The 25,870-nt window shown below is 43.8% G+C and carries 17 protein-coding genes; 7 read left to right on the forward strand and 10 right to left on the reverse strand.

Translation table 11 applies throughout. The features are described from left to right. Positions 1–86: 86 nt before the first annotated feature. The 3 genes from ACZ5QV_RS01800 to ACZ5QV_RS01810 form a co-directional block, all read right to left on the reverse strand. Entirely contained in the window at positions 87–1,706 is a 1,620-nt protein-coding gene (locus tag ACZ5QV_RS01800; protein WP_464600958.1) for a LamG-like jellyroll fold domain-containing protein, read from the reverse strand. Between the two features lie 166 nt (positions 1,707–1,872). Next, on the reverse strand, positions 1,873–3,477 hold the full coding sequence (locus ACZ5QV_RS01805) for a LamG-like jellyroll fold domain-containing protein (protein WP_464600959.1): 1,605 nt from the start codon (positions 3,475–3,477) through the stop codon (positions 1,873–1,875). A 280-nt stretch (positions 3,478–3,757) separates the two neighbouring features. After that, complete coding sequence (locus tag ACZ5QV_RS01810; protein ID WP_464600960.1) at positions 3,758–4,444, reverse strand: PGF-CTERM sorting domain-containing protein; 687 nt, start codon at positions 4,442–4,444, stop codon at positions 3,758–3,760. A 249-nt stretch (positions 4,445–4,693) separates the two neighbouring features. Here ACZ5QV_RS01810 and ACZ5QV_RS01815 point away from each other — a divergent pair, with 249 nt between their 5' ends. Beyond that, positions 4,694–4,879: a hypothetical protein gene (locus ACZ5QV_RS01815; protein ID WP_464600961.1), complete on the forward strand. Its 186-nt coding sequence runs from the start codon at positions 4,694–4,696 to the stop codon at positions 4,877–4,879. Between the two features lie 567 nt (positions 4,880–5,446). On the opposite strand, the gene ACZ5QV_RS01820 is transcribed toward ACZ5QV_RS01815, so the two are convergent. The 5 genes from ACZ5QV_RS01820 to ACZ5QV_RS01840 all read right to left on the reverse strand — a co-directional run bounded on the left by ACZ5QV_RS01820 (position 5,447) and on the right by ACZ5QV_RS01840 (position 11,132). Continuing rightward, complete coding sequence (locus ACZ5QV_RS01820; RefSeq protein ID WP_464600962.1) at positions 5,447–6,550, reverse strand: HRDC domain-containing protein; 1,104 nt, start codon at positions 6,548–6,550, stop codon at positions 5,447–5,449. A gap of 125 nt (positions 6,551–6,675) precedes the next feature. Beyond that, positions 6,676–8,055 (reverse strand): hypothetical protein, encoded by a 1,380-nt coding sequence (locus tag ACZ5QV_RS01825; RefSeq protein WP_464600963.1) that lies wholly within the window; start codon positions 8,053–8,055, stop codon positions 6,676–6,678. Continuing rightward, positions 8,052–8,948 carry an McrB family protein gene (locus ACZ5QV_RS01830; RefSeq protein ID WP_464600964.1) on the reverse strand — a complete coding sequence of 299 codons (897 nt, stop codon included), beginning with the start codon at positions 8,946–8,948 and terminating at the stop codon, positions 8,052–8,054. Before ACZ5QV_RS01830 ends, ACZ5QV_RS01825 begins: the two co-directional genes overlap by 4 nt. Positions 8,949–8,992: 44 nt before the next feature. Beyond that, the gene (gene tnpC, locus ACZ5QV_RS01835) at positions 8,993–10,555 is read right to left on the reverse strand and encodes an IS66 family transposase (RefSeq protein ID WP_464599444.1); all 1,563 of its coding nucleotides are present in this window, start codon (positions 10,553–10,555) and stop codon (positions 8,993–8,995) included. A 79-nt stretch (positions 10,556–10,634) separates the two neighbouring features. Next, a complete protein-coding gene (locus ACZ5QV_RS01840; protein WP_464600965.1) occupies positions 10,635–11,132 on the reverse strand; it encodes a hypothetical protein in 498 nt (165 codons plus the stop codon). A 228-nt stretch (positions 11,133–11,360) separates the two neighbouring features. Between ACZ5QV_RS01840 and ACZ5QV_RS01845 the strand changes: the two genes are divergently transcribed. From ACZ5QV_RS01845 to leuS, 6 genes are all read left to right on the forward strand, one after another. Further along, positions 11,361–14,309: a DUF3458 domain-containing protein gene (locus tag ACZ5QV_RS01845; protein ID WP_464600966.1), complete on the forward strand. Its 2,949-nt coding sequence runs from the start codon at positions 11,361–11,363 to the stop codon at positions 14,307–14,309. 744 nt (positions 14,310–15,053) lie between these two features. Then, complete coding sequence (locus tag ACZ5QV_RS01850) at positions 15,054–15,386, forward strand: DUF1622 domain-containing protein (RefSeq protein WP_464600967.1); 333 nt, start codon at positions 15,054–15,056, stop codon at positions 15,384–15,386. A gap of 59 nt (positions 15,387–15,445) precedes the next feature. Then, positions 15,446–16,465, forward strand: coding sequence for an inorganic phosphate transporter (locus tag ACZ5QV_RS01855; RefSeq protein WP_464600968.1), 1,020 nt, complete (start codon positions 15,446–15,448; stop codon positions 16,463–16,465). 109 nt (positions 16,466–16,574) lie between these two features. Continuing rightward, positions 16,575–17,297 (forward strand): DUF47 family protein, encoded by a 723-nt coding sequence (locus ACZ5QV_RS01860; protein ID WP_464600969.1) that lies wholly within the window; start codon positions 16,575–16,577, stop codon positions 17,295–17,297. Between the two features lie 1,352 nt (positions 17,298–18,649). Further along, positions 18,650–19,861, forward strand: coding sequence for a threonine synthase (gene thrC / locus ACZ5QV_RS01865; protein WP_464600970.1), 1,212 nt, complete (start codon positions 18,650–18,652; stop codon positions 19,859–19,861). A 261-nt stretch (positions 19,862–20,122) separates the two neighbouring features. Then, positions 20,123–23,023: a leucine--tRNA ligase gene (gene leuS / locus ACZ5QV_RS01870; RefSeq protein WP_464600971.1), complete on the forward strand. Its 2,901-nt coding sequence runs from the start codon at positions 20,123–20,125 to the stop codon at positions 23,021–23,023. 181 nt (positions 23,024–23,204) lie between these two features. On the opposite strand, the gene ACZ5QV_RS01875 is transcribed toward leuS, so the two are convergent. Next, positions 23,205–24,581, reverse strand: a complete 1,377-nt coding sequence (locus tag ACZ5QV_RS01875) for a PGF-pre-PGF domain-containing protein (protein ID WP_464600972.1) — start codon at positions 24,579–24,581, stop codon at positions 23,205–23,207. Then, entirely contained in the window at positions 24,514–25,866 is a 1,353-nt protein-coding gene (locus tag ACZ5QV_RS01880; RefSeq protein WP_464602145.1) for an S-layer protein domain-containing protein, read from the reverse strand. Before ACZ5QV_RS01880 ends, ACZ5QV_RS01875 begins: the two co-directional genes overlap by 68 nt. Positions 25,867–25,870 lie beyond the last annotated feature (4 nt).

Consider the following 25,870-nt stretch of genomic DNA (forward strand, 5'->3'; position numbering starts at 1 on the left):
AACCGGGCCTCGGATCTGGATAGAAAATTAAAAAAAGAAAGGGGCCTGGTTTTTATACTGTTTTTAAAAAGTGTAATCTCGGATATTTACCTCTTTCTACTGTTTACTAGACATGCACCAAATAACCCAAAGGCTGAGACAAACAATCCAAACCCTGGACTTTTATTACCATTGTTCTCTTGTGCATCGTTTTCAACATAATCATTTGTATTTGAAGTAGGCAAATATTCTGGATTATCTCTAACCGTGATAGGAAGGTTAAGCGTATGACTCTCTCGTGTCGAAACATCATCTCCAAAATAATAGACTATTCTTCCTTCCACCTTAAAATCGTCACCGATCTGATTAGGTGATATCCGTATCTCGATATCTCTCACCCCTTCGTCTGATTCCAGATCATAGGTGTTAACATACTGTCCAGCTCCGGATTTTGCAAATTCTGATGAGGTCACACTCCATCCTGATGGTGGAATGATTATGACCTGCACATGCATCACGGGATTTCCAATGATGTTCACAGCGGAGAGCTTCAGAAGCACGTCTTCACCGAGTGCCACATCGGTCTTTTCACCATGGAGATTGACGCTAGCCGATTGTATATTGGCATTTGAATTAGTGGATGATTTCTGGGAAGAGTCACTGATAAGAGATGGAATTACTTCTACAGAAGCAGGTTCTGATTGAACCGTTTTGTAATTTCCTTCATCATCTGCATAGCTTGCAGTCACTGGTTCTAAATTGAAAATCCCGGCTTCATCCATTTGCACAACATATTGAAACTGTCGGGAGTCTTTTGGCGATAAAGAATCGTATGATTTTGAAGTTTCGCCATCAATGATAATTAGAGATGCTGGGATTGTGTCTGCTATTTCAATTTCTCTTATATCAGTTGAACCGCTGTTTTTTACGGTTAAAGTTACTGTTGTGGTTTGACCCTGTTTTATGGATTGAGGTATGCATATTTTTGTTAAAGATAGGGCAGTTGGGCCCTGTTTATAACGTGATTCGATTTCTTCTGCAGTTAAGGCGCGGTTGTATATGCGGACTTCGTCGATAATGCCGTTAAAATTATCTTGATAAACATTAGGAGAATTTGTACGTAACCCCATTGTTAGAATATGAGAAATTGAAGGAGGTTTCTTATTTGTTGAAGTGCTTCCTTCAATCTTGCCATTCAGATACAGTATAATATTACCATCTAATGTTTGTACAATCGCTCCTTGATACCACTTATTCGTGGCTAATGTGGCTGATCCCTTCACCTTACAATCATTATCACCATTTTCCTCAAACCATGATTTTAATATTCCTGATTCAATGTAAAGCGAATATTGAAATTTATCAGTATCAAAAGATTCTCCATGTGATAATATAAATGAATTGCCCGACACGTCAATTGCTCTGAACCATGCTTCAATCGTAATCGCATCAGTAATATCCAAACTTGGCGAATCCGGGACCTCTACATAATCATCCACTCCGTCAAAACTCAGTGCCTTTCCATATTTCCCATCGACCCAGGTGGCACCATAAATCATCCCATCGTTCCCGTTGCCTGAACTGTCCTTCAAAATATTTCCTTCTCCTTCATCAAAATGCCATTCTGCCACAAGCTTTTCATCATCCTGAGCTTGAGCAACAGAAAGAGTCCCAATCAATACCCCACATAAGATTAATGTCAAAATAACAGATCTTAATTTCCGCATATTCCCACCTTGAAAATTCATTATCATTTAAGGAAAAAGAATAGTTATACTCATACAGGTTTGGTTTTTAGAATTATATTGGGTTATTGCTTTGCGTTTAGAGGGCAATAATTTCAAATTTTAAAGCTGGATAAGTATAACAGAGAACCCTAACCTCGCTTTCAATTCATTTCCTTCTTCTTAAAGAAAATACCACTCCCAATCCCATCAGTGCAGCAAACAATCCAAACCCTGGACTTTTATTACCATTGTTCTCTTGTGCATCGTTTTCAACATAATCATTTGTTGTGTTTGAAGTAGGCAAAGGTTCTGGATTATCTCTAACCGTGATAGGAAGGTTAAGCGTATGATCCTCTCTTGTCGAAACATCGTCTCCGAAATAATAGATTATCCTACCTCCCACTTGAAAATCGTCACCTATCTGATTCGGAAGTATCCTTACTTCGATGTCTTTTCCCCCTCCAGATTCCAACTTATAAGTGGTAGTGTACTGTCCAGCTCCAGATTTTGCAAATTCTGATGAAGTCACACTCCATCCTGATGGTGGAATGATTATGACCTGCACATGCATAACTGGATTTCCGAGGATGTTCACGGCCGAGAGTTTCAGGAGTACTTCCTCACCGAGTACCACATCGGTCTTTTCACCATGGAGATTGACGCTAGCCGATTGTATATTGGTATTTGAATTCGTGGGTGATTTTTGAGAAGAGTCACTGATAAGAGATGGAATTACTTCTACAGAAGCAGGTTCTGATTGAACCGTTTTGTAATTTCCTTCATCATCTGCATAGCTTGCAGTCACTGGTTCTAAATTGAAAGTTCCGGCTTCATCTATTTGAATAACATATTGGAACTGTCGTGAGTCCTTTGGCGATAATGAATCGTATGATTTTGAGGTTTCGCCATCAATGAAAATTAGAGATTCTGGGATTGTGTCTGCTATTTCGATATCTCTTATATCAGTTGAACCGCTGTTTTTTACGGTTAGAGTTACTGTTGTGGTTTGACCCTGTTTTATGGATTGAGGAGTACATGTTTTTGTTAAAGATAAGGCAATTGGGCCCTGTTCATAATGTGTTTTTATTTCTTCTGCGGTTAGAGCGCGGTCATAGATGCAGAGTTCGTCGATTATACCATTTAATTGCTGATCTGCTTCCCAACCTCCACCAACTGAATCTTGATCCCCTCCTAACCATAAGCCATTTGGATCTATAGTAAAAGTTCCGGCAGGTGCATTTGTCCATGCTCCTTCAAATTTTCCATCTATATAAACGACTACTTCCGAAACAGCCCTTACGATAGCAATATGATGCCACTCATCATTAGTTATAGTGTTTACTGGAATTGTGTAGTATTTCCCTTTTAGATGCATCTTTATTTCGTTTTCATTTCCCCAATAAATTAAATATTCATTGTCTTTAGCAGAATTTGCACCTGTTACTATTCCGGCAACGTTGTCAGTAGTTTTAATCCAAAATTCAGATGTTACCTCTGTTTGACCACTGATGACAGAATTTGAGATTTTAACTTTATCGTCTACCCCATCAAAACTCAATGCTTTTCCATATTTCCCATCGACCCAGGTGGCACCATAAATCACTCCATCGTTCCCGTTCCCGGAACTGTCCTTCAAAATATTTCCTTCCCCTTCATCAAAATGCCATTCTGCCATAAGCTTTTCATCATCCTGAGCTTGAGCAACAGAAAGATTTCCAATCAATACCCCACATAAGATTAATGTCAAAATAACAGATCTTAATTTCTGCATATTCCCACCTTGAAAATTCATTATCATTTAAGTAAAATTTTGAACCTTAGCCGGAAAAGGGTCATTTTCTAGCTCTATCAAAACTAGGGAATCCTCCAGGTCCTTTCCAAAATTATCTTTTATCAAGATTTTCCGATAATATTCCTATATACTACCAACGTCATTCGAAAGCGCGGATGTTGTCCCACAAATTAACAAAAACAGCAAAAAAAAGAAGGTGAGTAATTTCATAAATTTTCACCCTTTAAAATCGCACTTACTTATCGGTTTTTAAACTAATTTACTTTCTTTTGGCAATGAATACAGCCAACAATCCAAGAACTGAAATCAATACCCCGAATCCGGGTGCACTGAATGATCCTCCTGCTTTGGCATCTACCCCTGAATCTTCTGAAGATTTGTCAAGGTCTTTGGGAGGTTTTTCAGGGTCTTTGGAAGGCTCCTCTACTGTAAAGGGATGGGTGAGAGATATAGGGTTGTAGTTATCCTTGTTGTCTCCGGGCCAGTAGAGGCCGCTGAAGTGCACGGTAAAGGTTCCGGTCTTATCTCCTTTGATGTTTAGGGAGATTGTCCTGGCACTTCCAGGCGGCACTGTGAAAGTTCCATAAACAGTGCCTGCCGCACCCGCCTGTCCGAAACCCTGCCCGTAGACATGAAGTCCGGAAGGTACACTGATCCTTGCGTCCACATTCAGCGTCACGTCGTTCAGGGACGGGTTATCCATATAAAGTTCGACAAGTCCATCTCCATCTTTGGTTATTACATCGTTGACCGGGCGCAGGACTACAGTCGGGCCTACCCTGAATTTTTGTTCCCCTAATGGAATTTCTTCTACGGGTTCACTTTCAGTGGTAGATGCAGTTTCAGTTTCTGCTATGGATTTTGTGGTCTCAGCCTGCGGGCTGGTTTCATTTGCCGTTGTATTTTCTTCTGCTCCTACAATAGAGCTTGATAAAACGAATCCCAAAACAAAAATCGATATCAATATTGTCGATAAATATTTGTTCAATTTTATTACCCCCTCAAGAAGATACCCCTACGCATTTAATAACTTTTTGAAAGATGTTATGAAATTATGGGCACGTTTAAAAAAATGGAAACTGTGTCAATTTTCACAGCACTTATAAGAGTGAATTTTAAAAACTCTATAAATCCAAATTAATATAAATAAATGTAATCAGTTTTAACAATAAAAAGAAAGGGGAATAACAGAAATATGACTGAAAATGACAAAAAATCTGTAACATGTCAAATTTGCGGGGCTGTAATCCCCGAAGACGAAAGTATGCAGGAAAACGACCAAGTCCTGTGCGAGGACTGCTATATAAATATAAAAGAGAATAATAACGAATGTAAAACTTGTAAAATGAGGAAACCAGAAAACAAAGAGAAAAAGTATTGAAGAGAAGAAATTTAAGCTGGGCCTCGGATCTGGATAGAAAAGCGGGTAGAAAAACGGGGCCTGGTTTTTATACTGTTTTTAGAAAGCAAACCCAATCTCGGGGAATGTAAGGCGAGATTGGGGATACCGGTATTTTTTTGAAGATATCTCGGTTTTTCTGTTTTGCGGATTGGCCTTTGTTCTCAAGCGTGGGAACATTCCACATTTAACTAATGTATGTCAACCAAATAATGTCATATTAAATAGATTACAATTGTTTGTAATCATTCAATACCTGACGGTTGACGTGATACAATTTTTAACCTTAACTCTGCCACAATAGGGGATAAGTTTTGTCTACAATCCCCGATTTGTTTCATTCTACATTTTCGACATCATAAGACTAGTGTCGCGTCAATCCTCGAAGATTGAACGATTCTGAATAAACGTAATTGGTTTTATACGACATTTTGCCGTTGACGCGACACTAGATAAAACTGAATATAAAAAAAATATCTGATGAAATTGAACGTAACAGAAAAAGCGAAAATGCATAATTCTGATAGAGAACGACATCATAAGAACGAATCATTGAATTGTTTTATACCCTAAGCGAGGCGGAGTTAAGGTTTTAAAACATGAATAACAAAGTGGTTTATTTTTTGAAGAATCAGTGTGCTTTCCACATTTGTGACAGAATTTTTCTGAATAATCAGGGTTTTTGAAGCAAGCCCATGTACTATAACAACTTTTACAAAATGATCTGTCAGGGTCATAATTAATTTTAGTTCCACAACGAATGCAAAAACCATCATTATTTTTTCCATTGCTTTGTATGGAATATTTCTCTTCACAATAGGCATTTATTTCCTGTAAAAAGACTGAACCATATTCTTTAAGTTTGTGTTTTCCAACACCTACTATCTTAAGAAAATCATCGGTGTTCTTTGGAACCTCAATTGCCATCTGTTCAAGACTTCTATTCTCGAACACAACGTATGCACGAACACCTTTTTCCACAGAAATATTATATCTAAGTTGTCTAAGTTTTTCAAAAAGGTCCATGTCTATGTTTACTGATTCTTCATTATTCCCATTTTCTTTTACAACGTTTTCTATGTGTTCCTGTGAAGTAACTAATTTACTTTCTGAATATTGTGTTACTTCTGAAGAAGATATGATCGATGATGTTTCATCATTCCCATTCTCTTTTACAACGTTTTCTATGTGTTCCTGTGAAGTAACTAATTCACTTTCTGAATATTGCGTTACTTCTGAAGAAGATATGATCGATGATGTTTCATCATAGCCTTCCTTGAAGAGTTCTTCATCTTCATTCTTTATTATGAGAACTCCCATTTCCCTATTATTTTTTTCAGAGAATTCATACATATTCATAGATGAAATTACCATCATATCTTCATTAAAGTAACATTTAGCATGCAAATTCTTTTTGAAATATATATTTAAATTATTCAACTCTGAAAGTAGTTTCCGCTGATCTTTATGAAGATCATCTTTACCATAGATTAAATTAATTTTTATATTCTTCATATCTGCATCTTTTAATCTTTCATACAGATTTGTTGAAAGTTTTAGATATGGTGATACGAGGAAAATTTCCGACTTGGCTCCTACAATAATTTCCTCTATGTGATATGAAATCCCACTCGTCGTTAAAAATTTAGCCATAAAAATTCCTCCAAGGTTGCATCTTTAAAGTTGAAAATGATAACTTACCCTTTTTTTTGATATATTCTGATTTAAATTTATTGTTTTTTTACGTGAAATTTAAAGAATTTTCATAATCAAACATTTCACATAACCTGAACTGAACGCTCTTTTTCAAGCTTCGAGATGAAATTGATGATTAACTGCCTCAATTCAAAAAGTTCCGATTTTTTCAAGGGAATTCCTAAAAGAACGACCTTACTTTCAACATTAGAGTGTGGAAATACATAATCCAACTCCAAAAGAATTTGTTTATTAGAAGGATAACATAGAATCCCAACTTTATTCTTGTTTTTGCTGAAAGCAGTATAGGCAAGTAATTGATGCAAATCTCTTCTATGTTCCTCTTTTAATCCTTCTGTGCTACTTTTCAGGTTGAACAAATGAGATTTGTATTTTGCATCCACTATAATGTCCAAGCTGTTTTTTACCAGGATTAGGTCTGGTTCCAGATAATTAAGGGCCCAAGGGGGGTTGAAACGGGAAAATTGCCTTATTTTATAATTATTCAGTTGCTTTGCTCCAATCTCTAAGGATATTTGCTTGAATATGAATTGTACATATCTTTCAAATAGAAGGGATAAATCGATTCTCCAGGCAGTGATTTCTTCAAAATTACCGATTAAAATTTTGTTACCCTGAGTTGTCAATTTCTTAATGATAATGGGATCTGAATTATGAATCTGAAGCTCTTTTGTGAATTTTTCAGGAAATTCATACAAAGCATTGTCCAAATAAGTTAAAGTGTCCTGAAATTGATATTTGATCTGTTTAGGAGTTTTAAATGAGTAAATTTCCTTTTTCGCAATGTTGTAGACGTATTTCAACTCGAAAATTTTTCGGTGAAATTTGCTTAGAGTATTATTACGGCAGGGAAAAAGTAACCTCTTCGCAGGATCGAACTCTTTTTCAACGTAGCTTTTCCAGTTCACTTCAGAGTTTGGATAAGGGTGTATTTTCTCAATATTCTGAAATTTATTCCAATTTGTTTTTACCGCTGTTTCGAACAATTTTATGAACTTTATTGCCTCCAAATAGAGAGGTGGTCTGATATTTCTATGTGATAAAAGTGGAATTGAATGTTTGAATTCAGGAAGTATTTCAGATTCAAGGAGATTCACGATTTCAACATACTCTGAAAATTGGTCATTTGTAGAAGTGTAACGGGGTCTAACGACAAAATCCCCTATTTGTTTTCCCGTAATTGGGGATCTTAATGGAATCGCTCCAATAAAGTTTTCAGATTTAAAACTCATGAAAGCATCTTTGCCGCTACCTTCAATTTTTGGAGTTGCTTTCAGAAATTCTAATAAATCTTTATTGTACACAACAAATTTTAGAAGGGAATCTGAGAGATACCTTTTATCTTTAACTTTTAATTTTTTTGCAAGAGCTTCTCCTTGGATCAATTTTGATTTTTCAGTTAAACAAGGCATCTCAAAAAAGACATTTTCTGATGATCTCATTCAAACAAAACCTCGCCCAGTCTGTCATAGAAATATTTAGAGAACTCGTTCCTTGCACTTGTTAAAAAACCTTCGTCCAAGTATTCTTTTATTAAGGGCATTAATTCGTATTTTACTCGATCTTTCATCTCAGCTTCATCTGTGGCTATGAAATAGGCTTGTCCAGGTTGCAAATTCAACTCTTCACTACTTGCATACCAAGTGAAAATATCATCAAATGCTAAGAAGTCTGTTTTGAAAAAATTCAAACCAATAGCTGCTTTGATAAGCTGAGGCTTCAATTTGTACCAGGCAAAACGCCTTCGAAGAGCAAAATCAACTACTGCAAGACTTCTATCGGCGGTGTTCATCGTGCCAATAACGTAATAATTGGAAGGGATTTTGCTTATTTCGTAGCCGCCGCCAATATCAATCTTTACAGTGTCTTCTTCTAGCTGATATTCAAATAGATAAAAAATAGGCCCCAGAATATTGGATAAGTTTGCTCTGTTAATTTCATCAAGAATTAGCACAACATTTTTTTCAGGGTTTTCTTCTGCTTTTTTCAAAGACTTGTAAAATATGCCTTCTTGTTCCACATAAGCTACCTGTCCAGCATTGAGATCAGGTTTTATCCCATAAATAAAATCACTGTAACTGGTTTCTGCATGGAACTGAGTAAAGAAAGTTTCTGATTTAAGATTCCTAGCAACAATTCTTGCTAATCTGGTTTTTCCAGTTCCTGGCGCTCCTTGAAGGATCAAAAATTTTCTTTTTTGCACTAAGTTTAATACTTCCTCTGCCTCGTCTACTTCTTTCTGATTTTTAACATCTGAAAGTACCCTTCTTATACTCTCTTTTTGTTTTTTAGTTCCAATATTTCTCATCCTTGCGTATGCTGCAAGAAACTTCAAAATGGTCTTATGTCCCTCATCTGATAAAGGATTATTGTATCTATTCAGGGTAAGGGTGGCACATTTTCAATCGCCGCATGAAGTGAACTTATAGTAGGTATATTATTCTTTATTAGTGTAGATATGTATCCCCTAATTCTAAAGAAAACATCTGCTCCATGGGGTTTCCTAAAATCTCCCGATATTTTTTGCTGAACTGTTATCATTCTGAGATCTCTTTCTGCTTGGTTGTTACTGAAAGGAACTCTTAGATCCGTAGCAAACCTCAAGATTTCTTTTTCATACTTTGAAAGTCTATCAAGGAGATTTTTTGCATCGCTCTGCGCTTTTCTTCCTCTTTTAACCCCATTGTCTTTCGAGATTTCAGGAGGAGGATTGTCCTCAAATCCTTTCATTAGTATTGACTGATACTTTTCTTTAAAGGTCTTGAGCGTATCTTCATCTATTTGTATGCCCTGTTTTCTGGCAAAGTCTGCGCATTTTTTAATTTCATATAGGAGATCAGACATCTCCTCAGCCCACACTTGCTTGAATATGTTATAAATGTCTTTAAGTTCTCTTTGAATGTGGACATTACATGCCGCATGTTCACATTTGTATTTAAAATAGGGTTTCCAGAAATCGTGGACTATAATTCCTCTATATTTAGGCAACACTCCCATTTTATTCATTGCTTTTGATCCTCGACTCCTATTATGGAAATAGTATGTATATTTTTTTGTAGAGATTAAATGGCAGTATTCCCCTTGACCACCAACGTCGATTCCAGTTTCATCACCATGGATGACATTTTCTTTTATCAGTTGCTTCTTGATGTGGTTTGTAGCACCTTTCAACTTGTGAAATAACTTATTTTCTGCCCTAATTATTGTACCAACGCTTATATCAAATCCAAAGGCATCTTTAAATAATTTCTTGATTCGGTCATAGGGAATCAATTGGTAGTTTCGGAGGTAAATTGCAATTGTTAAAACCATATTGCCATATTGGACAGGTTTTGTAATTGATTTCGGAAAAGCAGCTTTGTTTTTGCGGTTACAATAAGGACATTTTTTGATCTCAGCACGATGTTCGGTCACTTTACGCCTTACAATTATTTCAAATTCTTGTCTCTTCTCGTAATTTATAACTTCAATCTTCTCAATGTTACAACCACAATGTTCACATTTATGTAGCTTATAAATGATTGTTTTATCAGGATTTTTAATCATCCTTAATGTAGAACCAGGATGCCCTTTTTGGCCGCCAGGACGTCTAAAACTTCCTTTTTGTGAACCTTTTGATTGAGGTATTTTATCAGTAGAATTGTTAGTAGAGGGAAGTCGATTTCTTTTTTGGTTTTGGTTATTCTTTTTTAGGCGAGATTCTAACTCATTAAGTCTTTCTCGAAGTTCGGTGTTTTCGGATTCAAGATTTTCATATCGAGATTCAAGCTCTTCGTGTCGAGATCCAAGATCTTCATACCGAGATTCAAGCTCTTCGTGTCGAGATCCAAGATCTTCATACCGAGATCCAAGATCTTCATACCGAGACTCAAGATCCTCAATATATGAAACAATGGATTCAGGGTCTGAACGGCATTGAGTAAGAATCTCTTCACATTTCATAAACCTCATTCCAAAATCCGATGATTTTTATATTAATCTATATGAAAAAAGTAATTGTTGAGTTTATACGAAATATAAGTTAGAAACAGAGGTAGCTGAATAGATACGGATTATTAATGATTTCACATGCAAGCAAAGACTTTGAATAATGATTCAATGTACCGTGGAGATGGGTAATTTTGGACTCAAAATCCTTTGGTAATATTGTATCTATGTCTAAAAAGGATGTTTTGCAGAATCCTTCTTTACTAATTATATAAGTGAACAATCTTCTAGCACCGGGCATGCTAGCTAAATCATAATCATTTTTAAATCCCAGAGTTCCTACACACAAAGCAATTAACCAGCTTTCGTCGCTTTTATCTGGAAAAACAACTACAGATAAATCGTGATATCCACCAGAAACTTCTTCTTCAGGAGATATGAATCCAAAATATGCTTTCCCTTTTTCTAGAGAATCTTTTCCTGTGTCATTTCGAAAAATATAATTTTTCTTCGACGGTTTTTCATCGCCAACAAATCCAAATTGTTGGACTTCATCTATTATAAATTTAATAGTATCGTTTATTTTATCCATAGGCATCATCTGAGAATAGGAACATGCTAAAAAATAATCAATCTGCGTTATTTTTAATCAATATGATAATAAACTCTTATACATTATTTATTTTGTTGCCCATTTATATCTATAAAAATATTTGAATAATAAATATACTTCATTTTACCCCAAACTACACCTTTAAATCCTATTGTTTCCTTTTCTATCCCATAAATGACGTTCATGACTTCTATCGGTGGCTATTTTATGAAACCCAGACTCTATAAGTATTATCCTGAGGATTTCGGGGAATTGACAGTTGAGGTCCTGCATATGGACCTTGTTTTTGATGTTTATGATGACCGGACGAATGTGAAGTCCATACTCAGGGCCCGGACACTCGCGGAGCCGGTTGAGAACTTTGAGTTAAATTGTAAGGATCTCGAAGTCAGGGCCGTAAGCTGTTTTCAGTTTGAGTGTAATTACAGGTACCGGAAGGCCGATTCCATACTGGAGGTTAATTTTAGGAATCCTGTGCCCCCGGGGACTGAATTTGCAATCGTTACCGATACGGTGTGCAGGCCCACGAAGAATATCCTGGAGGGGCTGTACTATGACGAGACGCCTGCGGGAGCTCCTCCGCAGCAGATTACGCAGTGCCAGCAGTGGGGCTTTCAGAGGATCGTGCCCTGTATTGATGATATGAGTGCAAAGTGCACTTACAGGACTACCATCATAGCGGACGCGAGGTACACCAACCTGATCACCAACGGAGACGTTGTCAGGGAGAGGGAATCCCTCGGGAACGGGCGGGACAAAATCGTTTATGAAAACACCGTGACTCCCATGGCGACCTATCTCTTTTTCCTGGGCGTTGGGACCTACGAGACTTTCAGGCAGGAATTTGAGTATCCGGATGGCGATACCTTCATGCTGGAACTCCTTGTTCCCCCGAAATCTCCGGAAGGGCCTGCCTGGCGGGCGCTTGATATCCTTAATGATGCGGTCATGTGGGTCTACCTCTTTACCGGACCCGAGCAGTACGACGGGGAAAAACTCGCCGTCCGGCAGAAACTCCGGGGGCTTATCCGGGACCGGGACAGGTTGAAGAGGACCGAGGCCGGAAACGGAAACGGAAACGGAAACGGAGCCGGGAATGGAGCCGGGAACGGGAACGGAAACGGGCCGGAAGGCAGAGAGGACAGAGAAAACGCAAGCGAACGTCTCCAGGAACTGAGGCGGGAAATTGCAGAACTTGCCGCAGGCCTTTCTCCGGGCTACAAATACACCGGGACCGTCTACCGGGAAATCGGGATGCAGAACTCGGACTTCGGAGGGATGGAAAACGTCGGGAACACCACAATTACCACTAACCGCATAATGCCCTTCTCGCAGATCACGGACTCGGCCTTCGAATACATGGTTCAGGTCAAGGTACACGAATACTACCACAACCAGAACGGCTCCGAAGTAACCGGGAAAAGCCCCTTCGAGATCTGGCTAAACGAAGCCGTGACCGTGCTCGTCGAAGAGCAGTACCACGCTTTCCTCTTCGGAAAAGATTACTGCCGGCTCCAGCGGGTGCTTGACCTCCTGGCCCCCGGCTCCGGGACTTTTGCCCTCGATTCAGGAGCAGCCTCCATGCCAATCATCCCGGACGGCTTCAACGACCCGAACGACCTCATAACCGCAGTTACCTACGTAAAAGCCCCCGAATACGTGCACATGGTCGAGGCCCTTATCGGGAAAGAAGCCTTCGTCCGGGGCCTGGATAATTACTTCAAAAAATTCAAGCACTCAAACGCCAGCACCGAAGACTGGATTCAGGCCATGGAAGAGGAAAGCGGACAGCCCCTCCGGGAAATGGCCGACATCTGGCTGAAACAGACAAAATTCCCTGTCGTGGACGTCAAAACCGAATACGATGTAAACGCCCGGAAATTTACCCTCTACCTCCGCCAGCAGGTGCCGGAAGGCGGCAAGCCCTGGGATTTCCCGTTCCGGGCAGCGCTTGTTGACGAAAACGGCAAAGACCTGGCCGAGGTCCTTGAAAGGATCTCGGGAGAAGCGGCAAAAATTGTAATTGAAAACGTGGACCGGCCCGCCTTCCTCTCCCTCAACCGTGGCTACGCTTTCTACGGGAAACTTGTTTACGAAGCAAGCGAAGCCGAACTTCTCCTCCAGGTCAAAAAAGACAGCGACATAACAGGCAGGTTCACAGCCTTCTACACCCTCACGGACCGGGAAAAGCTCAGGCTCCTGAAAGACCCGAAAGTAAAACCCTCCCTGACCTTCGTCGAACTCTATTACAAACTGCTCAACGATAGGGAACTTCTCGAAAAGGCCGGAGGCCAGTTCCTTGCCATCTTCGAATCCGTGGAAGACGAAAAACTCGCCCACCGCTACCAGGGCCTCTACGACGTAAAACAGAGACTTATGAGGGCTGTTGCCGAAAAATACACAAACTCCATAACATCCCTCTACCACTACTTCGAGGAAGAATCGACCGTAAGGGACAGGACCCTTGAAGAAGAGGCAAAGGCCATCAAGAACCGGCAGGCCAAAAACGTCTGTCTCGGAGTCCTGGCAACCCTTGACACCCCGGAGATCCACGGCCTCATAATACAGCAGTTCGAAACCGCCACCTGTGCAAGCGACAGGCTCGCCGCCTTTGCGGCCTACATGAACAGTTCCGCCCCGGACAAAATGGAGCTCCTGGCAGCCTTCGAGGCCAAATCCCGGCAGAACCTGGTCACCTGGGAAGCCTTCCTGGGAGTCACAGGAAGCAACAGCAGTCCCGAAGTCGTCGAACTTGTCCGGAGAGCCGAAAGCTCAAAAGCCTTCAGGATCGAACAGGCCAACGACCAGAGAGCCCTTTATGGCAGCTTTGCCCGCAACCGGAAAAAAGCCCTCCAGACCGAAGAAGGCAGGGCCTTTATGGAAGAAGCTCTCCTGAAACTGGCAGCTGTAAACGAATACAGCACCGTGAACATGCTCAACGCCTTTGCGGACATCGACCGGATGGAAGAAAAGTACCACGAGCCGCTCGTGAAAATCCTGGCCAGCCTCCTGGAAAAGCTCGACTCCGAAAAGTATCCGAGCGTCTACAACAGGAGCAAGAAACTCCTCCTGGGGGCCCCGGTGGCCCTTAAAGCCTACGAAGCCAGGCACGGGAAGGTCCAGGCCCTTAAAGCTAAAATCCCGAAATTTAAATAAATTATCAGGCAGAGGAAGGGGGCAGCCAGGCCCGCAATATATTTTTTCTTTTTCAAGGCTGCCCCTCCCCCTCAATTTTTTTTCGTTTTTTTGAGTTCAGGAACGCAATGTTCTAATTATAGGAATGATTCAAATATAATATCAAGGATTTTTGTAACAAGAATGATTATTTAGGGAAATGGAACTATACTCATCCAGCTTTATTGTTTGAAGTTCTCGATCAAAAATCACTAGCAAGAGGACTTTCAACCACGGAAGACACGGAAGGACACGGAAACCGGCCTTCGGCCGGTGAGTAAGTTGGATCTTTATATAATCGGATTCAAAAACATTTCTGGATTCTTGAAAGAGGACAAAAAATGCCAGCACAACCTTAAATATCATCTTCCAGCCGTTCTTTTTCCGTGTGTTCCATGCCCGAGTTCCGCTTCGGGATCGCAGTAAATCGTAGATTTACTGGGAGTTGCACTGCAAGTGCAACAGCACGGGTCTGTTTCACTCGTTTCACTCGCTCAAGCAGACTAAAATATTTTCCGTGTGTTCCGTGTGTTCCGTGTGTTCCGTGGTTTGAGTGCACACACCAAACATCTCTACCAACAAAAACACAACCTGTATGAGTATAGAGCAATTCCTGAAATAAAATATGGAGTTATATTTTAACAATTCCACAATATCTTGGAAGAAAAATATTATAGAAAATGGGAGGCCCGGCTTTTTAAGGGAAGGCCTCACAGGGGGGAAGTTTTGCTCTACTATCTGGAAGGACTGATTCTGGGCTCGTTTTCGTTCTTTTTCAGCATAGTGGGTTCGGCTCTTATCATCTACGGAGGGCTCAGGTCAACCACCGAGATCCTGCTCCTGGAGCTGTTCAAAAAACCCTATAATTACCAGCAAATAAGAAAAGAACTGACGAACAAGATCGTCTTCGGGCTGGAATTTTATATCGCTGCGGACATCCTGGAAACGGTTCTGGACCCATCCCGGGAAGAACTTCTCCTGCTCGGAATAGTAGTGCTTATTCGGACGGTGCTCGGCTATTTCCTGAGCAAAGAGGTAACAGAATACCGGCTTGACTGAAACGGCTAAAACTGCAAAATTTTCCGAAGGGAGAGGAAAACCTGACAGAAATCTACCTTGTGGCAGCCCTGGGCCTTGCGGGCCTGTACATGGCCTGGAACATAGGCGCAAACGACCTGGCAAACGCCATGGGCACGGTCGTCGGGACCGGGGCCCTTAGCATCAGGCAGGTCATCGTCCTTGCGGCCGGCTTTGAGTTTCTGGGGGCCGTCTTTTTCGGGAGCAGGGTTACTAAAACCATAGCAAAAGGAATCGTTCCCATAGACCGGCTCGGAGACTTCGGAGCCACCGACTTCCACATGATAGCCTTCGGGATGCTGGCCGCAGTCCTGGCCGCCGGGTTCTGGGTCACCTTCGCGACCTTTTACAACCTGCCAGTCTCCACAAGCCACGCAAGCGTCGGGGGCGTGCTGGGCTTTGGCCTGGCCCTGGCCTACAGGGGAGTTATCCCCTATTCTCTGATCCAGTGGTCTGTGCTGGGCCGAATTGTTGCAAGCTGGTTAATTTCTCCCGTAATGGGGGCCGTTCTGGCTTTTATCCTCTTTGTCCTTATCCGGGCCCTGGTCCTGCACAGGACCGAGGAAGATACGGAAAAATACTTTGTGGGCCTCCAGGTCATAACCGCCTGCTACCTCTCCTTTGCCCACGGCTCAAACGATGTTGCAGGAGCCATCGGTCCCCTTTCCGTGGCCTTTGAGGAGCTCGGGTTGATTGGGGGCGAGATCCCGATCCGGCTCTTTATGCTGGGGGGTTTAGGGATGGTCCTGGGCCTTGCCACCTGGGGCTACCGGGTAATCGAGACCGTGGGCTCCAAAATTACGGAACTTACCCCCTCCCGGGGTTTTGCGGCCCAGTTTGCGACAGCTTCAGTCGTGCTCCTGCACAGCTACGTTTCCCTTCCCATTTCGACCACGCATATCCTTGTGGGCTCGATCATAGGGGTGGGCCTGGCCGGCGGACTTTCAGCAGTAGATTTAAGTGTCATATGGAAAATCGTTTTTTCCTGGATAGTAACCGTACCGGTGGCGGCCCTCACGTCCGCTTTGCTTTTTTTGGGCTTTGAGACGCTGGGGGTTTGAGGTAATGGGAAAATTAAACTGGAAAATTTGTGTAATTTATGTGGACTGTGGCAAGGAAATGATGGCTGCAAAGTTTGTACAATTTATATGGGCTGTAGCGGAGGAATAAATGGCTGCAAAATATGTGCGTTCGGTAATCGAGGTCTTTGGAAAACCTCCCTTTCTTCCTTTAGAGGAGCATTCCAGAAAAGCCGTGCTTGCGACAGGAAAACTGACAGAGGCTCTTAAAGCCTACTTTGCAGGGAACCTGGAAACCGTGGAACGGTTGAGCATCGAGATAAACGGGATCGAGCAGGAAGCCGACTATATCAAGCAACAGATCCGGGCTGGGCTTTCTTCCTCCGTGAAAACCCCTGTTGACCCTAAACTCCTGCTGGACTTTCTCACGGAGCAGGACCGCATAGTCAACGGGGCCCGGAATGCCGCTTACTGGATGAAACTTCGGGAGTACGGGACTTCTGCGGAGAGAGAGGAGGGAGTCCCACCCCTTTCCTCTGAAATAAAGAAAGGCTTTCTGGAACTGGTCGCAAAGGTGGAAGAAACCGTTAAAATCTACCATACCCTCATAGAAAAGCTCTACAAACTGATCAGCACCTCTTTTAGCAAACCCCAGCTCAAAGCCACCTTTGCCCTCGTGCCCGAAGTGGACAGGCTGGAACACGAAGTGGACGTTATCGAGTCCCGGCTCATGAAACTCATTTTCAGGGAACAGGAAACCCTCCGGGGCTCAGGAGTCAGGCACCTGACTGAACTTGTGGAACTTATCGGAGACCTCGCGGACAGAGCCGTAAGCGCCGCAGACGCTCTTCAGACCATGGTTATCCGACGCTGAGGTCTTGAGGCCGGCGATAAGCGGGGATTTGCTCCAAGATCAGAAAACCGGCCATCTTATTGAATCTGATTATATAAAGGCCCGGCTTACTCAACGGCCGCAGGCCGGGCTTTTCGTGACTGAAATGGAAAAGAATTTGAAATCAGAGATACGGACAGGCTTTTGAAGAACGTGGCATCAGAACAAACAGGCGGGAATGCAGTGTAATGATGCGTTTTTGTTCTTTCAGCCCCGCGGTTTTTAACGTGTTTTTTTTCTTCAGTTTCATTTTGTCCCGCCCGGCCTCCTGCGTCGGCCGTTGAGAGCGCCGGTTTCAAAGATCGATTCAATCAAAGTTGCGCTGGCGCACCCCGCTGCAAGCAACGGGGTATGTTCGCGCCACCGCTTCAAATTCCGTAAAAGGAGATATTAAACATAATACGGTTTAGTTTGAGCAGAAGTTAACAAACAAAAAATGGATTTAAGAAATCATATTATTATCAACGGTTCTCGGGGAAGTGTCCATCCCCGCAGCAAGCTGCGGGGTATTCGACTGAAATAAAAATACCCTGGGTCCATTCCATGGAATTCCTTTTCAAAAATCCAGGGCGGAGTTTGAATCTGGTTATATAAAAGCCCGGCATACTCACCGGCCACAGGCCGGGTTTTTCGTGACTGAAGCGGAAAAAACGATTTCAAAAACACAGACCAGTTTTTTGAAATGATTATTCCCAGGCTAAAAAACGGGTGCGATTCAGTGATGTGTTTTCATTTGTTCACAGCCCCACGGTTTTTAGCGTGTGCTCCATCTTCATTTTCATTTCGAACCGCCCGGCCTCCTGCGTCGGCCGTTGAGAGCGCCGGTATCGAAAATCGATTCAATAAAAAGGCTCAGGTCCCCTGAAAATTTGGATTTCTAATATTTCTTATCTGGATCAACAAAAAGAAAGAAAACCGAATTAGTCCACTTCTGGATCAACAAAAGAAAGAAAACCGAATTAGTCCACTTGAGCTCGCGCAGCGAGCGAAAAGGACCTCGTGCTGTTGCACTTGCAGTGCAACTCCCAGGAAATCTTCGATTTCCTGTGATCCCGAAGCGAAACTCGGGAAACGGACACCGTGCTGTTGCGATTGCATCGCAACTCCCAGGAAATCTTTGATTTCCTGTGATCCCGAAACGAAATACGGGATATTCGAAATCCGGCCCATACCTTTAAAATATATCGTATAATTTAAGAGTCAGTAGCGTATTTTAGATACAATATCTTATTATACTCAATAATTATACTAACCCCAAAATTCATTAACGAAAAACGCGATTTGTAAAAACTTCAAAATTCCATTTATTTAATCATAAACACAGGAGCAATTTAATGTATCATCTTAAGTGTATTGAATGCGGTGCGGAATATCCGAAAGACGAATTGATATACACCTGCAGCAAGTGTGACGGGCTGCTAGATGTCATTTACGACTATTCCTCCATCGAACTCGACATGGAAAAATTAAAAACAGAGTGTCCTTCCGTCTGGAAGTACGCAAAACTCCTGCCGATTGAGAGGGAACCTGTGACCATCATGGAAGGCGGGACTCCTCTTTATAAATGCGACAGGCTCGCAGAAAAAATCGGCATCAAAGAACTCTACGTTAAGCATGAAGGCATGAACCCAACAGGCTCTTTTAAGGACAGGGGCATGACCGTTGGGGTCTCAAAGGCTCTTGAACTCGGGATGAAGACCGTGGCCTGTGCCTCTACTGGAAACACCTCGGCAGCCCTTGCAATCTACGGAGCAAAAGCCGGAATTCCTGTGGTCGTTTTGCTCCCTGCGGGAAAAGTCGCCCTCGGAAAAATCGCCCAGGCCCTCATGCACGGAGCAAAGGTCCTCAGCGTCCGTGGAAACTTTGATGATGCCCTTTCTCTCGTGAGGACGCTCTGCTCTCAGGAAAAGATCTACCTCCTCAACTCAATCAACCCCTTCAGACTTGAAGGCCAGAAAACCATCGGGTTTGAAATCGCAGACCAGCTCGGCTTCAAGGTGCCTGACAGAGTGGTCCTGCCCGTAGGAAACGCAGGCAACATTACAGCCATCTACAAAGGCTTCAAGGAATTCAAAATGTTCGGGGTAACGGATGCAATCCCGAAAATGACCGGGATCCAGGCCGAAGGCGCCTCTCCAATTGTAAAAGCTATCAAGAGCGGGGCCGAAAACATCACCCCCGAAATGAACCCCGAAACCATCGCAACTGCCATCAGGATCGGAAACCCTGTTAACGCAAGAAAAGCCCTCATTGCAATTCGGGAATCCGGCGGGACCGCAGAGTCCGTGACCGACGAGGAAATCATCGAGGCCCAGAAGGACCTTGCCCGGCTTGAAGGGATAGGAGTCGAGCCCGCAAGTGCGACCTCAGTCGCTGGCCTGAAGAAACTTGTCGATGCCGGAATTATCAGCAGGGACGAAACCGTGGTCTGTATCACCACCGGACATCTCCTGAAGGACCCGGAAGAGGTAATTGATATCTGCGTGTCTCCAACCGTGGTGGACGCCAATATCGAAGCCATCCGGGAAGCTATCTTCGGGAAGTAATACTGCGATTCCAAATCACAGTCATAGACCCGGATTTTAAAACCGATCCATTGGTAAACAAATATCCCATTAAAGAACCACAGATGGACACTAATTAACACGGATTTACACGGATTAATACGGATTAATACGGATTGAAGTCATCCGTGTTTATCTGTGTTTATCCGTGGTTTATTCTCTAATTTTAGAAGATACAGCTAATTAATTTATATTAATCTATTAATTTTTTTTGAAACCCCAGGCAAAAGCGGGCGTGAGTTAATGGAGCAGGACTATAAACCCCAGGAAATCGAAGCGAAATGGCAGAAAAAGTGGCGTGAGAGCGGGATATTCGAAGCCGAACCTGACGAGCGGGAGAAGTATTTCATAACCATCCCCTACCCCTACCTTAACGGGAACCTGCACGCAGGGCACACCCGAACCTTTACCATAGGAGATGTTGTGGCCCGGTACAAGCGGATGCTCGGGTACAACGTGCTCTACCCCATGGGCTTCCACGTAACAGGTACTCCTATCGTAGGCCTGGCAGAACAAATCGGGAACCGGGACCCTGAGACCATGGACGTCTACGAGCGGCTCCATGGGATTCCCGGAGACATCCTCCCGACCCTCGAAACCCCTGAAAAAATCGTGGACTACTTCAAAGTGGAAGCCGAAAAGGCCATGCGCCTGATAGGCTACTCCATTGACTGGAGGCGCAAGTTCACAACCACGGACCCTACTTACAAAAAGTTCATCGATTGGCAGTATACCCGCCTTTATGAAAAAGACCTGATCGTGAAAGGCTCCCACCCCGTAAAATGGTGCCCGAACGATCAAAACCCTGTTGAGGACCACGACATCCTGCACGGGGAAGAGGCAACCATTGTAGATTACACCCTTGTAAAGTTCACCTGCGGGGACCTGATCCTGCCCTGCGCCACCCTCAGACCCGAGACCACTTTCGGAGTGACCAATCTCTGGATCAACCCTGCCGTGGACTATGTGAAAGTCAGGGTTGAAAAGGAAGACCGGGTCGAGTACTGGGTCGTCAGCAAAGAGGCTTACCGGAAACTCACCTTCACGGACCGGGAAGTTGAATACATCGAGGACGTACCCGCAAAGGACATTATAGGGATCATGCTCAAAAACCCGGTTACCGGAAACGAGATTATCTCCCTTCCGGCGTCCTTCGTCAAACCCGGAAACGGGAGTGGTGTCGTCATGAGTGTGCCGGCCCACGCCCCGTTCGACTACCTGGCCCTGCGTGACCTTTATGACGCGGACCTGAGCGAGTTCGGGATTTCCATGGACCTGCGGGAAATCAAGCTGATCTCCCTGATCGAGGTCCCGGAATTTGGGGAGTTCCCGGCTAAAGAAATCGTGGAAGCCAATGGGATTAAGTCTCAGACCGACCCGAAAGCCCAGGAAGTCACAAAGATCGTTTACAGGCGGGAATTCCACGGAGGAAAACTCAAAGCCCTCACCGGAAAATACGAAGGTTACGCCGTCTCGAAAATCAAGGACGTCCTTACTCGGGACTTCATCGAGGAAAACATCGGCGAAATCTTCTATGAGCTCAGTGAGCCTGTGGTCTGCCGCTGCGGGACTCCCTGTGTCGTGAACATGGTAAAAGGCCAGTGGTTCCTGAACTATTCGAACCCCGAATGGAAGGACAAAGTTTACAAATGCCTGAGCCAGATGCGGATCATTCCCCCGGAGTACAGGGTCGAGTTCGAGAACAAGATCGACTGGCTCAAGGATAAGGCCTGCGCCCGCAGAAAAGGACTCGGGACCCTGTTGCCTTTCGATAAGGAATGGCTCATCGAGTCCCTGGGGGACTCCACCATCTACATGAGTTACTATATTATCGCCAGTTTCATTGAAAAGGGAGACCTCAAGCTTGAGCAGCTTTCCCATTCTTTCTTTGATTATGCCTTCCTCGGAAAAGGAGACTCCACGGCAGTCGCTGCCGAGACCGGTATTCCCCTTGAAACCCTGGAGCAGATCAGGCGGGACCATGCCTACTGGTATCCTGTGGACCTCCGCTCTTCCGGAAAGGACCTGGTCCCGAACCACCTGCTCTTCTTCCTCTTCCACCATGTGGCCCTCTTCGAGGAAGAACAGTGGCCTCGCTGCCTTGCAGTAAACGGTTTTGTCTCGCTTGAAGGAAAGAAGATGAGCAAGTCCAAAGGCCCTCTCCTTACCCTGGTAAGCGCGGTCGAGGGCTACGGAGCCGACATCACCAGAATGTACATCCTCTCCTCCGCCGAGCAGACCCAGGATGCGGACTGGCAGATGTCCGGGGTTGACTCGGCCCGGAAGCAGGTGGACCGCTTCTACTATTTCGCAAGGGACATAATCGAGAACGGAGAACGTGCGACCCTCGATGTCGAACTCAAACAGATCGACCGCTGGATGCTTTCCCGCCTGCAGTACCATATAAGAGAGACAAACACAGCTCTCAACTCCATACAGACCCGAAACGCCATACAGAACTCTTTCTTCCTGCTCTATAACGATGTCAGGTGGTACCAGAGAAGAGGTGGAAAGGTCCTCCTCTACACCGTGCTGGACAACTGGGTCAGGCTTATGTCCCCCTTCACCCCTCACCTCTGCGAGGAAGTCTGGGAAGCCATGGGCCATGAGGACTCCATATCCTTTGCCCCCTACCCCCTTTACAATGAGGATCTTCTGGATGCAGGAGCCGAACTTGCCGAAGAACTGGTCAAGGGTACCCTCAATGATGTGGAGGAAATCATCAGGGTTACGAAGATGACCCCGCAGAAGGTCTACCTTTACACCTCCCCTACCTGGAAGAATGAGGCCGTAAAACGTGCCTGTGAACTACATGCCGAGGATTCGCTGGAAGTGGGCACCCTTATCAAGAGCCTCATGGCAAACCCCGAAATGAAGCGCTTCGGAAAGGAGATCCCAAAATTTGTCCAGAAAATCATCCCTGAATTCAAGGGCGGAGGGGCCGAACGCTATGGAGCCGTGGCAAGTTCTGGTCTTGATGAACAGGCCCTCCTGAAAGAAGCCGCAACCTTCCTGGAAAAAGAAATCGGTTGCCCGGTGGAAATCTTCAGCGCCGACAGCCCTGAATACGACCCCGAGAAAAAGTCCAGGTTTGCGGAACCTCTGAGGCCTGCGATTTATATTGAAGCGACAAAAGAAGAGTAAGGTAAGAAGAGAAAAAGTAAGAAGAGTAAGGTAAGAAGGGAAAAAGTAAGAAGAGTAAGGTAAGAAGGGAAAAAGTAAGAAGAGTAAGGTAAGAAGAGATAAAGTAAAAACAGAATAAATTGGTAAAATAATTATCGGTGTCTGTCTGATTTAATGATTATAGACAGACCCGAGCTCTTTTTTAATATTTTTTACGGATTGAATAAGCACATACAAGCAATCCTAAAGCAGTAACCATACCTGGGCCGGGCATTTTCTCATCTTCGCGCTTCTCGGCACTATTTGATGTATTTCCGTCAGCAGAAGAAATTTTAGAATTTTCTGAATTTATCCCATCAGAAACGTTCTGTGTTTCCGAATCCTCCTGTATGCCTGATATAGCAAAGGGTGAAAAACCAGGTGTTTCAGCCTCAAAGCGGACGTAAACATCATCTTCACTGACTATCTTCACGGAAAGCGGAGTCCATATATCATCATGACATCTCCACAGCCTGACAGATGACTCTAAAATATTATTTTTCTCCAGCCAGGCTTTTTCCACCTTAAAGCCAATAACAGGGCTGTTTATGTTTTCCGGAGTTGCCAGCCCCCCGCTTCCTACCCAGATATTAAGGTATTTGTAGACTTTTCCGTCAGGTTCGTCCGGGGTAAGTGTTGACCGATCTTTTAAAACCTCAACAAGGGTCGTGACCTTTCCAAAACATTTCCTGGCATCGAACTCCACATAATCTATATCGGTAGCCCCCCTGGTGAATTCAAACTTCACATGCTTCCCGTTTGCAACGAACTGCTGGGACAGTTCTTTAGTATCAACATTACTCTGGGGTTCAGGGGACCCCCCTCCACCTCCTCCTCCATTTCCGCCTCCACTACTACCGGTTGGTCTGGAATTTTCGCTTACTTTATTTGCGGTGACGGACAGGGAATATGTTCCGCTTTCAAATGTGGTGAAGCCCTGACTCTTCATATCGATGTCCTTATTTCCACAGGTCATTTTCAGAGTCCTGTCGGAGGGGACATCCATTGTGTTCCAGCTTACATAAACCGTAGAGTCTGCGGGAACGCTAAGCTTCAGGTTCCAGTTTATGCTGCTGGAATCCGGCCTGATGTCGGTCTTAAGGCGAGTCACAACTTCGTGACAGCAGGGATAATATACATCAAGAGCCTCTACCAGGGGCAGAGGGGGCGCCGTCACATCAATACCCCGGTCAAATCCATCCGTGGCATTTTCAGAGACCCCGAAAGTACGGATATAATTAGAAGGCGGAGGGGGTGGAGTACTGGTGCTATCTGAAGTTGGAAGTGATGTTACATAAACCGAAGAAGACCACAGAAACTTATCTATAAGTTCTCCACCTCCTGCACCTCCTCCACTTCCTCCACTTCCTGCACCTCCTGCACTTCCTCCACTTTCAGCACTGACTGTACCAGCGCAGAGGAGCATTAACAATAAAAGCACAACTTTTATTCGGGAAATTATACCACACCCATTACATGCTGTACGAAGTTCCTTTGAAAGTAACTTCGGTATCATCCAGTGCCAGTACCCAGTACCCATTTCCAATCCCGATTATATCTGCACTGTAATACTGCCTGTTTTCAGGGCTCCACGCATATATGGGCAGGATAACATCCTCATTATATCCGAAAACTGAGTTTACATCGGGATTAGTCGGTATAATAGGTGTGGAGATAAGGTTCCAACCTTTCTGGAGATGCATTGTATATGTTCCGGAGGGGCTTCCCGTCTTAATAACTCCGTTCGCATAGAGGTCATTAACGTCGTAGCCGGAGACTGTAATCTCTACCATGACACCCGGAAGCACGCTTCCCTCATGTACGTATATCAGGTGCATCCGGACTTTTCCGTCTCCTTCGAAGTCAAATTCCATACTTTCACCTGCATCCAGTAATCCTGTTTTTATTTTCTCGTTCCCTTTAAGTACGTAGTAAGAGGCGGTATTAGCTTCCACAAAAACGTCCGTGATTTCAATCACGTAGTTGTTTAACCGGTACCCTCCTCCTTCCTCAATGCAACCTCTGTAAACAACTTCAGTTCCATCGGGGCCTGCTTCCACAAAGGGGTAAAACCTGAGAGTATCGGAATCCGCAATCCTGAGTTTTATTCCAGATAAAATATTTTGCACGGAATCTTTGTCCAGATGAATGGAGTCTTTGTTCCTGAGTTCCAGATGAGCAAACTTCGGATTTTCACCTGTTACACCTCCTTCTATCTCCGTTACTTCGAACTCACCGAATTCATCATCAATATCAATGGTGAAAGCGTTATCGTAATCGATTAACCAGAGCCCATCGATCTGAGCGATGCTGTTAACAGCGCCCTGGAAGACCTCATTTACATGGACCCTCAGGACAACAACGTGGTATTCATTCTCAATGTCGTCGAGATCAAGGATCCAGTCGCTGCTCTGACCGTAGGAAAACCCAACTATTTCGTCGTCGACAAATTCTCCGTTCCTGGTGAACTCGAGCCAGACCTTTCTACCATCGACATCGACCTGCTTGGCTTCAAGGGCATAGCCGGAACCAAGAGAAAGTACCTCTCCGGGACTGAGGTCGTAATTATCTTCACTATCCATGACCAGCTTTGCAAACTTGTCAGGTCTGGCCTGATGAACATCCTCTCCTTCGCTCAGGAGCGGGACAAATTCATCTCCAAACAACCCCATGACCGGGAAGTTTCCCCATTCTTCATACTCAAAGCCCACTGTGTGAACCGTAGAGGTGTAGACCAGTTTATCTTCAAGAATTTCCCTATCTTCAATGTTTTCTATTTTAAGCTCTTCGGTTCCGACCCCTTTGTCGAAATTGTATCTATTCAGCTAC

This window comes from Methanosarcina baltica, from assembly GCF_055394095.1.